Origin of the sequence: Sphingobacterium sp. UBA7253 (assembly GCF_002472745.1) — a bacterium.
GTDB lineage: Bacteria > Bacteroidota > Bacteroidia > Sphingobacteriales > Sphingobacteriaceae > Sphingobacterium > Sphingobacterium siyangense.
The window spans coordinates 55,131-68,923 of sequence record NZ_DKSP01000037.1 but is presented as its reverse complement, the minus strand read 5'-3'; the positions used below and the strand labels follow the sequence as shown (position 1 = coordinate 68,923).

Annotated in this window: 10 protein-coding genes; 3 read left to right on the top strand and 7 right to left on the bottom strand. The window is 40.5% G+C overall.

Annotation, left to right across the window (positions count from 1 at the left end):
• The coding region (locus B2X72_RS03730) for a type I restriction-modification enzyme R subunit C-terminal domain-containing protein (protein WP_286848313.1) at window positions 1-408 on the top strand (408 nt) is incomplete at its 5' end.
• A 15-nt stretch (window positions 409-423) separates the two neighbouring features.
• Here B2X72_RS03730 and B2X72_RS03725 read toward each other — a convergent pair.
• Window positions 424-2,175 carry an SWIM zinc finger family protein gene (locus tag B2X72_RS03725; RefSeq protein ID WP_286848311.1) on the bottom strand — a complete coding sequence of 584 codons (1,752 nt, stop codon included), beginning with the start codon at window positions 2,173-2,175 and terminating at the stop codon, window positions 424-426.
• 228 nt (window positions 2,176-2,403) lie between these two features.
• On the opposite strand from B2X72_RS03725, the gene bcp reads away from it, so the two are divergent.
• Both bcp and B2X72_RS03715 read left to right on the top strand, forming a co-directional pair.
• The gene (gene bcp, locus B2X72_RS03720) at window positions 2,404-2,865 is read left to right on the top strand and encodes a thioredoxin-dependent thiol peroxidase (protein WP_145327507.1); all 462 of its coding nucleotides are present in this window, start codon (window positions 2,404-2,406) and stop codon (window positions 2,863-2,865) included.
• A 63-nt stretch (window positions 2,866-2,928) separates the two neighbouring features.
• The gene (locus B2X72_RS03715) at window positions 2,929-4,398 is read left to right on the top strand and encodes a glycine--tRNA ligase (protein ID WP_075994392.1); all 1,470 of its coding nucleotides are present in this window, start codon (window positions 2,929-2,931) and stop codon (window positions 4,396-4,398) included.
• A gap of 92 nt (window positions 4,399-4,490) precedes the next feature.
• On the opposite strand, the gene B2X72_RS03710 is transcribed toward B2X72_RS03715, so the two are convergent.
• The 6 genes from B2X72_RS03710 to B2X72_RS03685 all read right to left on the bottom strand — a co-directional run bounded on the left by B2X72_RS03710 (window position 4,491) and on the right by B2X72_RS03685 (window position 13,774).
• Entirely contained in the window at window positions 4,491-5,930 is a 1,440-nt protein-coding gene (locus B2X72_RS03710) for a hypothetical protein (RefSeq protein WP_286848310.1), read from the bottom strand.
• 699 nt (window positions 5,931-6,629) lie between these two features.
• Window positions 6,630-7,490, bottom strand: a complete 861-nt coding sequence (locus tag B2X72_RS03705; RefSeq protein ID WP_112374998.1) for a helix-turn-helix domain-containing protein — start codon at window positions 7,488-7,490, stop codon at window positions 6,630-6,632.
• 65 nt (window positions 7,491-7,555) lie between these two features.
• Window positions 7,556-8,758 carry a DUF4369 domain-containing protein gene (locus B2X72_RS03700; RefSeq protein ID WP_172462412.1) on the bottom strand — a complete coding sequence of 401 codons (1,203 nt, stop codon included), beginning with the start codon at window positions 8,756-8,758 and terminating at the stop codon, window positions 7,556-7,558.
• Entirely contained in the window at window positions 8,745-11,084 is a 2,340-nt protein-coding gene (locus B2X72_RS03695) for a glycoside hydrolase family 95 protein (protein WP_286848308.1), read from the bottom strand. Before B2X72_RS03695 ends, B2X72_RS03700 begins: the two co-directional genes overlap by 14 nt.
• Window positions 11,074-12,957 carry an alpha-L-fucosidase gene (locus tag B2X72_RS03690; protein WP_286848307.1) on the bottom strand — a complete coding sequence of 628 codons (1,884 nt, stop codon included), beginning with the start codon at window positions 12,955-12,957 and terminating at the stop codon, window positions 11,074-11,076. The genes B2X72_RS03695 and B2X72_RS03690 overlap by 11 nt, the downstream gene beginning before the upstream one ends.
• A 517-nt stretch (window positions 12,958-13,474) precedes the next feature.
• Window positions 13,475-13,774: a hypothetical protein gene (locus B2X72_RS03685; protein WP_145327499.1), complete on the bottom strand. Its 300-nt coding sequence runs from the start codon at window positions 13,772-13,774 to the stop codon at window positions 13,475-13,477.
• Window positions 13,775-13,793 lie beyond the last annotated feature (19 nt).

Genomic DNA, 13,793 nt, shown 5'->3' with positions numbered 1-13,793 from the left:
GACAAATTGCATAAAAATCAACCGATCAATCCTTTCGAATTACAGCAGTTAGAACAATACCTCGTAGCAGAGGCACTGGGGTCCAAGGAAGAGTTTATAAAAGAATTTGGTGATCAGCCGCTAGGAACTTTTATTCGGTCCATTATCGGCTTGGATCAAGAGGCTATACAGGCTCATTTCACAAATTTTATTGGTGAAGCTAACCTTTCGGCCAAGCAGATCAAGTTTATGGACACTGTAATACGTTATTTCGTAACCAACGGTTATCTAGAAACCGTCGATCTCATGGAACCTCCTTTTACGGAGCTAGATGACAGCGGGGTTATCGGATTATTTGACGAAAACAATGTTGTCAAACTCATGAGCTTAATCAAGCAAGTTAACCAAAATGCAGATATCGGGGCCTAGATGAACATTATTCATCTACTCCCCCTGTGCATTGATTTTGTCCAATATATTCGTTAATTCATCCATCATCGCAGGACGGTACCTGTAGATCATTTTCCAGTGAAGCATTTGGGCCAAGAGTGTTTCCCTACCGGAAGGTATATCTTTAAATATAGCGAATACGATGTCCATCAATCGTTGGTACGCATTACGTTTATTGGCAGACTCAGCATGTTGATCCAATAGGAATGAGTACAATTTCATAAGTTCCGCAGGATACAATTTATATAAATGCTCATGATAGTTTAGTATGGTTTCCAGATCGGTCTGCCGTTGCACAAGTGCAAGTAATTGGTCGAACATATTCTCTTCAATATAGATAGGACCTATTTCGTTCAAAAGCCAGTAGTCTTGGTGTTTCGAATAGGAACTCTTTTCTCCGGTTGATTTTGCGCGAATCGAGTTGATTTTGTCGTTAATGACACTTCTCCATTCTTCTGAGGTATAGGTGTTTTTCCACTGGTTGTAATAGTGGCTGCTAAAAGAGTAACCTATAGCGAATTTTTCTGTAAAAGAGCGCACCATTGGAATGTCATTTTGCAGAACGGCAATATGCAAAAGGGTTTCTTCCCAGTCCCTTATTACACGAGGATGCTGTGCTTCTTCCGCTAGTCGTATTCCTTCAACCAGCAATTCCTTGGCCTCTTCAAAGCGCTCGTTTTCAATAGCTTTTTCGACCTGAACCTTCCTCATTTGTGGCAAATGGATTTGTTGTTCTATCAATTGCTGTACCTCTTCTGTCCTGTTTCCTTTTTGAAGGATGGAGGCTTTAATCTGTATAAAAAAACTACTACGGTAATCATAACGGTCTAAACGAGCTTTATGAATAGCCACATCGGCAAAGTGCAGAAAATCATCTATTTTACTTAAATCCAGACATAGCTGCGCATAAAGATCTGTCATATCATATCCGAAATCGCCATAGTCAAAGTACAGATCCTGTTGCAGCTCTTTATTCAAATACACAGCAATCTTTTCTTTCAAATCGACGGGGGACTGCACCGCAATATCTGTCAATAAGGATATACCACTATCGATAGCATCTCCTATAGATCCATTGCTATCGTCGGCGTAAGTAATCACTGGCATGACTTCCTGTATATACGCCATGCATAACAAGCTACCGTTTAGGATGTTATTTTTGGATAGATAATATTGACCTTGCATCAGAATTTTTTGTAATTCCCGTGCTAGCTTACCACTTGAACCATAATCGATAAATTCGTGTTTGCTGTAGGTCTTGATCGCTTTCCTAATCTGATCCTTTATTTGCTTTTCTATGTCAAAGTTTTCATCTTTTTCTGCAAAGAATAGTTCCAAATCAGATTTAAAGCTACTGTCCTTTTTGCTGTACTGGACAATAAATGCTTTCAGCTCGTCGCTACTGATATTGTCCAGTAGTTTTTGAAAGGATAGTTTTGTTTTTTTCTTGGTAGTTTTAGGTACATCCTCAGGAGCAATCGCTTTTTCATCCCGTATAGCATACAAGACAGCAACCACGTGCTTGCACAAATCGCCATCGTAGGGACAGTCACATCCATAATCTCCTACTGATCCTTTTTTGCTAATTTCAATCTCTACAAAATAATCGTCCGACCCTGCTACCACTGCAACCCATACACCATCTTCTGTTTCTCCAAGAGATTCAACCTGTCCTTTTTGGTAGTAGACTTTACCTCGCTGTAAAATCGTACTATTGATCTGTTTTTCAAAAGATGATAGTTCCATTTCCATGTTTTTTTAAAAATAGTAATTTATGTGTCGATAGAACAATTGATTTTCTAAAAAATTATCCTCACTGTACCAGCCGACAGATCTTTTATCAAATTACTTGGCGAGAACCAAGTTGTCGACTTCACGAGTAGCAGCAGGCACGTTAACCAAAATGCTTAAGCATACCATCGGATAGATTTATTGTTATAATTTCGTATCTTAATCGACTAAATCGAAATACATATGGCAACACTAGAAATAGGACAGAAAGCACCGGATTTTAGTGCAAAAAATCAACATGGTGAAACGGTACATCTTTCGGATTTCAAAGGGAAAAAAGTTATTTTATATTTTTATCCAAAAGACAATACACCAGGCTGCACCACGGAAGCCTGTAATTTCAGAGACAATTATCAGTCTTTGAAAAAAGATGGTTTTGAAATCATCGGCGTAAGTGTGGACAGCGAAGCATCGCACCAAAAATTCATCAGCAAACATGAGCTTCCTTTTCAGCTGCTTGTAGATGAAGACAAGAGCCTTGTAGAGGCCTATGGTGTATGGGTCGAAAAGAACATGTATGGCAAAAAGTATATGGGCACAGCACGTACCACTTTTGTGATTGATGCAGATGGCATTATCCAACATATCATCAAAAAAGTAGATAACAAAAATGCGTCCCAGCAGATCCGTGATTTAGGCATTTAAAGAATACCTCTTATCAAGAATCTTATATCTAAAATCTAAAACTAATATCTATATTTGCCACTTATGAGCAAACAGACAGACGACTTTTTCAAAAGTGTAGTATCACACGCGAAGGAATACGGTTTTGTATTTCAATCGAGCGAAATATATGACGGATTAAGTGCCGTCTACGATTACGGTCAATTAGGTTCGGAATTAAAAAACAACCTAAAGACTTATTGGTGGAAATCCATGGTGCAATTGCACGAAAACATTGTTGGTATTGATGCCGCAATTTTCATGCACCCAACAACATGGAAAGCCTCTGGTCACGTTGATGGTTTTAACGACCCAATGATCGACAATAAGGATTCAAAAAAACGTTACCGTGCCGATCAATTGATCGAAGATAAGATTGCACGTTATGAAGCAGATGGTAAGACAGCTGAAGCTGCTGCCCTATTAGACGCTTTGAATACCGCATTGAATGCAGACGATTTAGCTGGACTGAAAACCATCATTGAAGAACATAATATCGTATGTCCGGTTTCAGGTACCAAAAATTGGACTGAAGTACGTCAATTTAATTTGATGTTTGCAACCCAAATGGGTGCTATGGCAGATGGAGCTGATCAGGTTTACCTTCGTCCTGAAACTGCACAAGGTATTTTCGTCAACTTCCTGAACGTTCAAAAGACAGGACGTATGAAAATTCCTTTTGGTATTGCACAAATTGGTAAAGCTTTCCGTAACGAAGTAATTGCACGTCAGTTTATCATGCGTATGCGTGAATTCGAGCAAATGGAAATGCAATTTTTCTGCCGCCCGGGTACTGAATTGGAATGGTATAACAAATGGAAAGAAACACGTTTGAAATGGCATTTGGCATTGGGCTTCGATCCATCAAACTACCGTTACCACGACCACGATAAATTAGCGCATTACGCAAATGCTGCAGTTGATATTGAATTCAACTTCCCATTCGGATTCAAAGAAGTTGAAGGTATCCACTCCCGTACAGATTTTGACTTGAAACAACATCAGGAATTTTCTAAAAAGAAAATGCAATATTTTGATCCGGAGATCAATCAAAACTACATTCCATATGTCATTGAAACTTCAATCGGATTGGACCGCCTTTTCTTAACTGTATTATGTAACTCTTTGGTAACAGAAGATCTTTCTACAGCAGAAAAACAAGATTCGCGCGTTGTATTGAAATTTCCACCAGCATTGGCACCGGTAAAAGCTGCAATTTTACCATTGACCAAAAAAGATGGTTTACCAGAAAAAGCACGTGAGATCCTAAATACACTAAAATTGGATTACAACGTTCAATATGACGAAAAAGATGCCATTGGAAAACGTTACCGTCGTCAAGATGCAATCGGAACACCAATCTGTATCACAGTCGATTACGATTCATTGGAAGACAACACCGTAACCATCCGTCACCGTGATACGATGGCACAGGAACGTGTTGCCATTGCCGATCTTGAAAAAATATTGAATGACTTGGCTGGTTGGAATACCTTGCTAAAAAAATTGATATAGCCAATATGCTATCACAGAAAAGGTGTCCATTGCTGGACACCTTTTTGTTTTAATAGATGTAGGGCGGCTAGATGCTAAGTACAATAACTGTGCTAGTATTCTATCACAATATGATCGTCCCACTGTTCATTCTTCACGATCTGAAAACCCAAATTCCCATTGGCAGTCTCCAGCAATTTGCCCTTAAACTGTATTTGAACATTATTTCGGATTTCGCTTTCCAGTTCAAATGTACGCAGCAATTTACCTTCCTTGAAAACTTGGAACTGATATTTAATAGCGGTATTGTTGAGATAATAGCCCATAAATTGGTTGAACGAAAAACTTTGATCAGCTGCCGTAAAATGTGGGATAACCGTCAAAAGACTTTCATCAACCTGGTCGTTACTATGCGTCATAAAAGGATAATAATGAAACACAGGATGAAGCTGCTTCACCTGAATACTATCAATTGCGCTCAGATCTTCGCTGTCTGTAAAAGTCAACTTGACCTCACTGTAGATCCGACTTAAGTTTAGGACCCGTTCCATAGCCCCTTTAACCTCAAAGGTATCCCGGCTAGCAAATAACTCTGCAGATTGTTCTGAAAAAGCATTCGTCGCATAAAAGTGCTCAAAATCCACCGCCCCTGCCAGGATCAGCGGCAATGTCGAATTTTTAGCAATCAGACTTAGGTAATAGGTTCCGTTCGGCAATTCAACATCGAAAGCTTCCTGCGAGTTAAGTACGCCCGATTTGATCATAGCCTTCGATTTTGCATCAAACACATGATAGTAAAATTTGCTGGGCAAAGCGGCCGGGTTGACTTGTCCGTAAACCATCAAGTTATCCATCTTGAATGTACCAGTCGTTGGGCTGTAGCCCGCTCCTCCGTCCCTGCTACCGGCAAATAATGAAATTTTCAACCAGAGCTCCTTGCTGTTGCCAAGCGAAATATCTGCCAATGATGCACTCACAGGGATTTTGGCTGAAAGTGACACATTCGATGGATAATTGATTGTATCCGAGAGCATCAAAAAACTATTCCCCTTATCCAGGGAATAACTCAAAAGCAGTGCCCTTGGTCCTGTACTCGAACTATTGCAATCAAAGGTCCAGCTACCCAGCGAATGAATACCTGTGGCAGGGATTTTGACTAGGATCTCTTTACCACCTTTGAAACTAATGGCTTTTCCCGTTGCAGGCCAACCGCCTAAAAAATCATAGTCTGTCTTTCCATTGTTGTAATCGATCACAACGGCATCATCAAGTGCATTTTCGGGAACAACATCGCTGTTATCAAAGGTCCAATGATACAGCAATTCGTTTTCGGAAGAAGCTCCGCTCAGCGCAGCTCGTTTTGCCGTGGTTGATTGTTTTTTTAGAGGAGTAACAATCGCTTCAAAATCCTTGACTTTGAATTTTACCGCATGAATTGTTTCATCGTTTTCATCGGGAAGTTTTGCATGCTTTTTGCACGAAGGCATTGCGGCTAAAACCAGGATGAATACACATGAAAGAATTCCCCAAGTTGACTTGGATTTTCTTTTCATAAATATAAATGATTTATAAGTTAATTAACCGGCAGATTAAAATTAACTTATAAATCATTTCACTCCAATAGTATAACTAAAAAGTTACAATCCTTTTCTCACTTTTGCAAGTGGTCTCTTTATCTATTTTTTGAACGTATATCTTTCCAGAAGAGGTTGTTAATTTCATTTTGAGCACATTATTCACCCCTGTTGGACGTACATACTCGCCATTAAATTAGTCCCATTCATAAATCGGATTACCATCTTCATTCAACCAGATATAGTTATAATGCGCATCGACTTTATCTTTTACCGTCAACTGTACTGTGTTTTTCTTCTTGTCTATTTTAACCTGAATATTCTTTGGCTAATCAATTTTGTCCAAATACCAACTCCGTCTTTTCCAAGCCAGCATTTCCAGTGGACCTGCTTTGCATCTGCCGATTGCGAGCGGTTTACACACTCAATAGCATATGGATTACCAGTCCAATACTCATCGGAAAGCTGGGCAAAGGAATGTCCAATTTCGCGCATCGCGATGTCATTGCTCTTAAAATTAACAGAGACGAGTCTTTTTTCGATATTGTCAACAAAACCATTATTCCGATTTCCGCGGAGGGGAGCATACCAAAAATCAACGGTATGAGGATCCAGCTATAGCTCGGAAATCTCCATAGACTATTCCATTAAACGGCATAGTAACATCCGCCAAACAACCTAGTCGCGCATACGATGTTCCTGTACATATTCACTCGGCGACAGTTTGGTTATTTTCTTGAACACCCGATTGAAATTGACAACATTGTTAAACCCTGTTTTAAAAGCGATATTAGAAACACTTTCCGAAGATTCGTCAATCAACATTTTACAGGCGCGTTCAATCCGGATTTCATTGAGGAAGGTAACATAGGTTTTCCGGGTATGTTTCTTAAAATACTTGCAAAATGCGTGTGGTGTCATGTGTGCTACCGCTGCTATATCTTCCAAGGAAATCTTGTCTCCAAAATGCTGGAAAGTATATTGGAATATTTCATTGATTCGCAATCCTTCGGCATCTGAGAACTTCTTTTGTGGAATACCTGTATACAGCGAAGTCCATTGATCTACTTTTTTACTTAAAAAATTAATCAGCTTCACAAACGAGAGGAGACGATCTATGCCCGCGCTCACGTTAATCTGTACAAACTTTTCTTTTAACGCGACGGAATGCTCCGCATCCAATTTTTTACTGACGTTGATATGTTCCAGAAAATACTTAACATCATCAAATTCAGGGAAATCCAGAAAGGGTTTAAAATGCTCGTAGTCGAAAAAAATATGGATGGCATGAATGCCATCCTTTATATCCTCCCCTGTTTTGAACATATGCGGTTCATCCGCATCAACGATATAGATCTCGTCCTCTTCAAAATTGTGGGTAAAGTTGCCAATCATAAAGGTTCCCCTCCCCTTCAAAATGTAGGTCAGCTGGATTTCCTTGTGTCGGTGGTAGTTGCTATAGAATGAAGGCAGAATATCTTCCTGCACACAAATAGATCCTTGGTAAACAACCGGAACTGTAAATTGAACAACTTTCATTACGTATTGAAATAACAAATATTAAACAGTTAATTCAAATGTAAGATTTTTTAAGACAATAACCGTTAATTTTTAGCAAGAAATACCTTTACCTTCCCTAAAAACTGTGGCATCGCTGGATCCTCACCACTCAAGGATAAAATTTGGAAGGTCTGCGGATTTATCCATAAATAACTTGGCGTACGATCTATACCAAAATCATTTTCCATCGTTGCTTGGTCGTTATAATTCAAAAAATAGCTCTGCTTACCTAGGGCGAGATCCTTACTTGATTTGATCCATTTATCCAGATCCTTATCCAGTGAAAAATAGATAACACGTACTCCCATAGCGTTCAACTGAGATTCTTTTTTCCGTAACATCCCCATATCGGCCTTGCTATTTGTATTGGAAGCTCTCCAAAATGCGGCGATCAGCATTTTAGCCTTTGAAATATCCTTTAAATTCAAGCTATCCCGTTCTACATTCATGGGGCTAATAGCAGGAAATACTGGCATATTTTCATAGAAGTCTTTCACCCTATCGACCTTTTCTCGGGCAAATTTAAAATAAGGATGCTTCTGCAAATCTGCATTAAAACTCAACAATGCGGCATCGAATTTTTCATAATTCGTCTGATCCAAGGAGATGTATTTAAAAAAATAAGGCAATACCAAGGATGAGCGGTGGGTACTATCGAGAATAAAATCGGCATATAATGTACGTGGATTAAATGCGGCATTACCGCTTAAGCGCTGTATTTCATCCACTGCTTTTTCATAGGAACCATCCTTTCTTGCAGCCATCGAAGGCAACTGGCTCTCCAACTGCCTTATCCGTTGGCTTTTATTTGCCGTTTTATTTTTTTCCTCCTGTTCACGCTTTTGGTAGGCTGCATTGAACTGCACAAAATCGTTTGCATTCTGCGAAGAGGTTGTCAAGGTAAACTTGCCCTGATTTTCACTCAAATCATAGTCACTCCCCCCTTCGACAAATAACCTATAGGGCTCCATACCCTTTATCTGAATATCATAAAATCCGGCCATAGCCAATTCGCCTTCCAAAACAAATTGTCCATCGGCAACCTGAGTTTTTATAAATTGCTGCAATTTATTATCGTGATCGACGAGGCTCACCTGAGTTCCGTTTGCGGCAGTGGTTTTTCCGGTTATCTTATAGCTAAAGCTATTCAACAAGGCGGCTGTCTTCGCCGATTCGGACTTTTGGGTACAAGCTGTCGTCCCCAAGGCCAGCACGGAGATCAAACACAAATAGTTAACGAACCTCATAATCTCTATAGTTTCCGTTTTCAAATAGACGAATCTTTCCTTTTTTACCTTTAATCTGCAAATCGGAAACTTTTCCATTTTCCCATTTGATGTCTACGGTGTAGTTTCCGCGGGTTTTAAGCCCTTTAACTTCGCCCTTTGACCAGGCTTTGGGTAGAGCAGGTAATAGATGGATATAACCGTTATGACTCTGTATCAACATCTCGGCAATTCCGGCTGCACCACCAAAGTTTCCATCAATCTGAAAAGGCGGATGCGCACAGAATAAATTAGGGTAGGTACCTGCCCCGGCTCCTTGATACGTTGTTTCATTGGTAAAAGCGGGTTTAAGCAATTGCCTTAAAATTTCGAGTGCATGATCACCATCCTGTAATCTGGCCCAAAACAATATTTTCCATGCTATCGACCAGCCCGTTCCTTCATCGCCGCGCACAGCTAAAGTTTTACGTGCAGCTTCAGCCCATTCAGGTGTCGTCTGTGGCGAGATAAATGCCGCAGGATACAAACCATATAAATGCGATACATGTCGGTGTTTAGGTTCAACTTCCTGATAGTCTTCGAGCCATTCCATGACACGCCCGGATGGGCTAACGACTACAGGCGGAGGGATATCCTTCAGCTTTGTTTTCAAGGTACCGGCAAAACTATCGTTCATCGCCAGGATAGAATCTGCTTGAATTACTGCCTGATACAACTCCCGTACGATCTGATTGTCAATGGTAGGTCCCATCACAACTGCAGCAACTTTTCCATTGGCCATTCGGAAAGTATTTTCCGGCGACACCGACGGTGAAGTGACCCACCATCCTGTCTTAGGGTCCTGCACGAGCGTATGATCGTAGAACTCTGCCGCTCCTTTGAGTATCGGATAAATCTCTTTGAGGTAATTTTTATCCCCGGTAAACAGATAATGTTCCCAGAGATGGTTACATAGCCAGCCTGAGGCCGTACTCGCTCCCCAGGAAGCCTGCTCACCCGGAGCGGAATACCCCCAGATATTCGTCATCATATAGACCACCCAACCCGGTGCGTTATAGTAAGCCTTTGCTGTCTGCTCGCCAGTTTTTGCAATCCGCTTTATCATTTCAATAAAAGGCTTATGATATTCGCTCAGGTTATTGACCTCCACGCCCCAATGATTCATCTGTGCATTGATATTGAGATGATAGTCACCATTCCAAGGTGTATTGATCTGATTAGCCCATAGTCCCTGCAGATTTGGCGGCAGAGAATTTGTATTTTTAGGAGCAGCACTTGAAATATTCAAATACCTTCCATACTGATAATAAATCGTGGCCAGATCAGGGTCCTGAACTGCATTTTTATAGAAATTGGCAATCCGTTCATTGGTAGGGATAGCGCTATTCGCCGGATTTCCAAACAGATTAAGACTTACCCGATTAAAGATTTTTTGATAGGCAGCAAGATGGTTTTTATATATTTTCTGTTCTTCAACAGTTTTTGCTGCTGCAACAGCCGCTTTGACAACAGGCAAAGGATCCTTCCCATAATAGGAAGTACTTGCTGAGAAATAGACCGTGAGACCGCCTTTTGCAGACACCTCTAAGGTTTTATCCTTTTTGCTGATTTGCAGATTTTTACCTTTAACCTGAATTAATCCAACGAATTTCAGATTTTTACCTCCTTTTCCATCAGGCAAAAATCCCTCGATCAGAATCCCATCGTCCAACAAGGTGTAACGGTCAATATTTTCCTGGCGCTGGAATGATATGCCTAACTGCTGTACCTCATCATTATGTTGACTCAATTGGATAACACCTACATTATTGTCAAAAGAAGTATAATAACGACGTTGGACCTGTTGTCCGTTGATCTTAAATGAGGTTTGTGCCGAGGCAGTCGCTAAGTCCAAGGAACGCTTGTAATCTTCGATCGTTCCCGCGGGCAATTTATAATCCAGCAAAAGGTCACCGAATAACTGATAACAGCCATAGGGAACCTTTGCACCATTACCAAAACCAGACCCCTTGCCTTTGGTCACAAAAGTTTCATTGACCAGTTTTTCGGCTTCATCATTTTTACCAGCTTTAAGCAGTGCCTGAATAGCTTCAACATTTTTGTAGGCTTCATAATTATTGGGATCTTCTGGACTGCCCGACCACATACTGATCTCGTTGAGCACGATCTTTTCCTGACTAGGATTTCCATCTGGCATCATGCCGATGAGTCCATTTCCCAATGGCAGAGTTTCTTCCCAAACCTTCGCGGGCTTATTATACCAAAGTACGAGTGGATTTTGTTGGGCAAAAAGCAACGTGGTATGACATATACATACCACGATAAACATTAAGAATTTATTTGCCATACAATTCAAATTCCGCTATGGCCAATTCATTGCCGTCGATAAATTGTTTTGGTTCAAATTTGATAAACTTGGTTGCACTGTTCGTATCAAAAAACACCTGTTGCAAAATTGGATTTGCCTTAATATTGGAAAACTCGCCCTCTTTAACAAGGGTCCATGTTTTTCCGTCGGTACTGGTTGATATTTTATAATGTGTTGGTGTCCCTATGTTCTTTCCATCCTGACGAGGAAGGAAGCCGATACCAGAAACAGGTTTATCTGTAGCGACAACGATTACACCTTGATCAGCAACAGTCGCAAAAGTACCTGGTTTTCCGTCAGATATATAAGCATTATTATTGGATCTACCTGTCGAAATCTTAAATCCAGTCAGCTTTTTCACCTCTTTGGTATTAAATGCAAAAGGCTCGTTATACTCCTTGAACAATCCAAAATCACTGAGCGTAATCGCTACAGGAGCATAAACATGAAGACGTAATTTACTTGCAGTTTGAGGTTGCTCGAGTTTGATGAGGCGGTTTGCGCCGATACTTGTTGCTTTGGCCAAAGGCTTCCAGCTGTTATTTTCCCAACGTTCAATCGAAACACTATCGATACGTTGTCCCAACTTAATATTTTCTCTCAACTGAATAAGGTCGAACTTCGCTGGGGATTTTAATTTTATTTCCAATGTAGCCGATGTTTTGGAATCGTCTGTTGCCCAATAACTATAGCGGTCGTTATCGGTAATAAATGAAGTACCATAGGATTTTGAATCACCGTTACGGACATTGGATGCCGTGATGGTCGCTCCTTTGGCTAAATTGGTACGGAAAGTTTCCTTCACTTTTTTCCCAAAAGCCTGCAGCGACTTCACATCATTCTCATGTAATGTACCAGAAGGCATCGGTGCTAAGCCAAGATTCATGCATGCTCCTCTTCCAACGGATTTTAAATAGATCTCAAACAGCTGATTTGGTGTTTTTACACGGCTATCTTGTTCTTCATGATAAAACCATCCCGGACGTTGTGGCACGTCACATTCAGCAGGTATCCAATATTTACCATTACGGTCACCTGTTTCGGCATTATGTGATTCTGTCGCTCCGGGTACAGCGACTTTTCCGTTTAAGCCAATCGGCGTAAATGTTGCCCATGAAGTTTCAGCAGCAAATCCTTTTTCATTACCCACCCAACGCATATCGGGACCGATATCTGAGAAAATAACCGCTTCAGGCTGTAATTTTCGTACAATTGGCCAGGTTTTTTCATGCCACTCATAGTAAGTTGTTCGATCGATGATACGCTTTCCTTCATGGCCACCATAAAAGCCATCACCACCATTTGCTCCATCATGCCAGGATGTAAACAAAGGGCCATAATTGCTCATCAATTCAGTCAGCTGCTGTCTGTAGGCTTCAGCATAGGCCGGAGTACCGTAACGTTCATCGTGACGATCCCAAGCAGAAAGATATACACCAAATTTCATCCCATTTCGATGGGTCGCTTGCATAAAATCTTTGACCATATCACCTTTTCCATTTTCCCATGGCGAAGAAGCGATACTATAGGATGTTGTCTTGGTTGGCCACAAACAGAATCCATCATGGTGCTTTGCCACACTAATTAAGCCCCTGAAACCACCCGCTGCCGCTGCCTTAGCAATTTGATTTGCATCAAAAGCCGAAGGATTAAACAATGAGGGCTGTGCATCACCATAACCCCACTCCTTATTTTGGAAAGTTGTCGGCGTATAATGAATCAAACAATACGTTTCCATCTCTTGCCACTTTAATTGACGCTCGGTTGGCAGAGCCCCGTAAGCTTTTAAAGTATCTGATTTGGCTACAGGCCCGCTGGAAAGTAAAATGGAGGATAACAAGATTGTCAACATAGTCTATATTTATGTGCTAGAAAATTAGGTTGTAAAGCCCTAAGATAAGAAGTTTTGCAAAATGCTGTATGTAACATTTGCGTACAAAACCGATCGATGCTCAGCTCCAACAGAATTTATCCCTAGGTCAAATCGTATTCTTTGTTTTAATCAATCGATTGATTAAAATATGCAAAACATGAATGCTGTAATAATACTTGGCACTAGTAGAACAATTGTTCAGCACATGTGGCCCGGCCAGTTTGAACCCGCTCGCCAGTTTCAGAAATCGAAACTGTATTTTTTCTTAAATAATTGTTTGTCGACAAGGCTCGGGGGAGAAACTCTTCCAGCACTATAACTCCTTTGATCTCATTAGGCTTGGCATCATAGTCACTAAATATCTGAACAGTTTTAAAAGCTGAATTAGGATAACTTACAACGAGGCTATCTAGGTTCTTCGCTGAATTAAAATAGAACGTTTTTTAGGACCTGAGTTGCTCGTCGACGTAGCTGTACTCCCCTTTTAGCAAATCACCTATGTATTGATAAGTTCGACAATTTTCCCGCCCTCAAATAATAACTTCTGTCTGTCTGAAAATATAAGTTCCTTATTAAAACTCTTTTTTTCAAGTATCATCCGATTTCCGTTTACACGAACGTCCCAGTACACCTTATCCGTAAAAAAGGGGGCAAATCCGTTCGTGGTAGGTATCTCTAAAAATCCTCCTATAATGCGATCCAATTGTTTCCCACGATAACTCAATTTCATTTCGTTCACGTTAGACATAAATAATTCAGCGGTAGATGACTCTAGATACAAGATCGGAATTTGCATTGGTCTTTGTCAAAAGTTC

Coding starts and splice junctions, on each gene's coding strand:
- B2X72_RS03725 (WP_286848311.1), bottom strand. CDS start 2,175: ATGGAACTATCATCTTTTGAAAAACAGATCAATAGTACGATTTTACAG.
- bcp (WP_145327507.1), top strand. CDS start 2,404: ATGGCAACACTAGAAATAGGACAGAAAGCACCGGATTTTAGTGCAAAA.
- B2X72_RS03715 (WP_075994392.1), top strand. CDS start 2,929: ATGAGCAAACAGACAGACGACTTTTTCAAAAGTGTAGTATCACACGCG.
- B2X72_RS03710 (WP_286848310.1), bottom strand. CDS start 5,930: ATGAAAAGAAAATCCAAGTCAACTTGGGGAATTCTTTCATGTGTATTC.
- B2X72_RS03705 (WP_112374998.1), bottom strand. CDS start 7,490: ATGAAAGTTGTTCAATTTACAGTTCCGGTTGTTTACCAAGGATCTATT.
- B2X72_RS03700 (WP_172462412.1), bottom strand. CDS start 8,758: ATGAGGTTCGTTAACTATTTGTGTTTGATCTCCGTGCTGGCCTTGGGG.
- B2X72_RS03695 (WP_286848308.1), bottom strand. CDS start 11,084: ATGGCAAATAAATTCTTAATGTTTATCGTGGTATGTATATGTCATACC.
- B2X72_RS03690 (WP_286848307.1), bottom strand. CDS start 12,957: ATGTTGACAATCTTGTTATCCTCCATTTTACTTTCCAGCGGGCCTGTA.
- B2X72_RS03685 (WP_145327499.1), bottom strand. CDS start 13,774: ATGCAAATTCCGATCTTGTATCTAGAGTCATCTACCGCTGAATTATTT.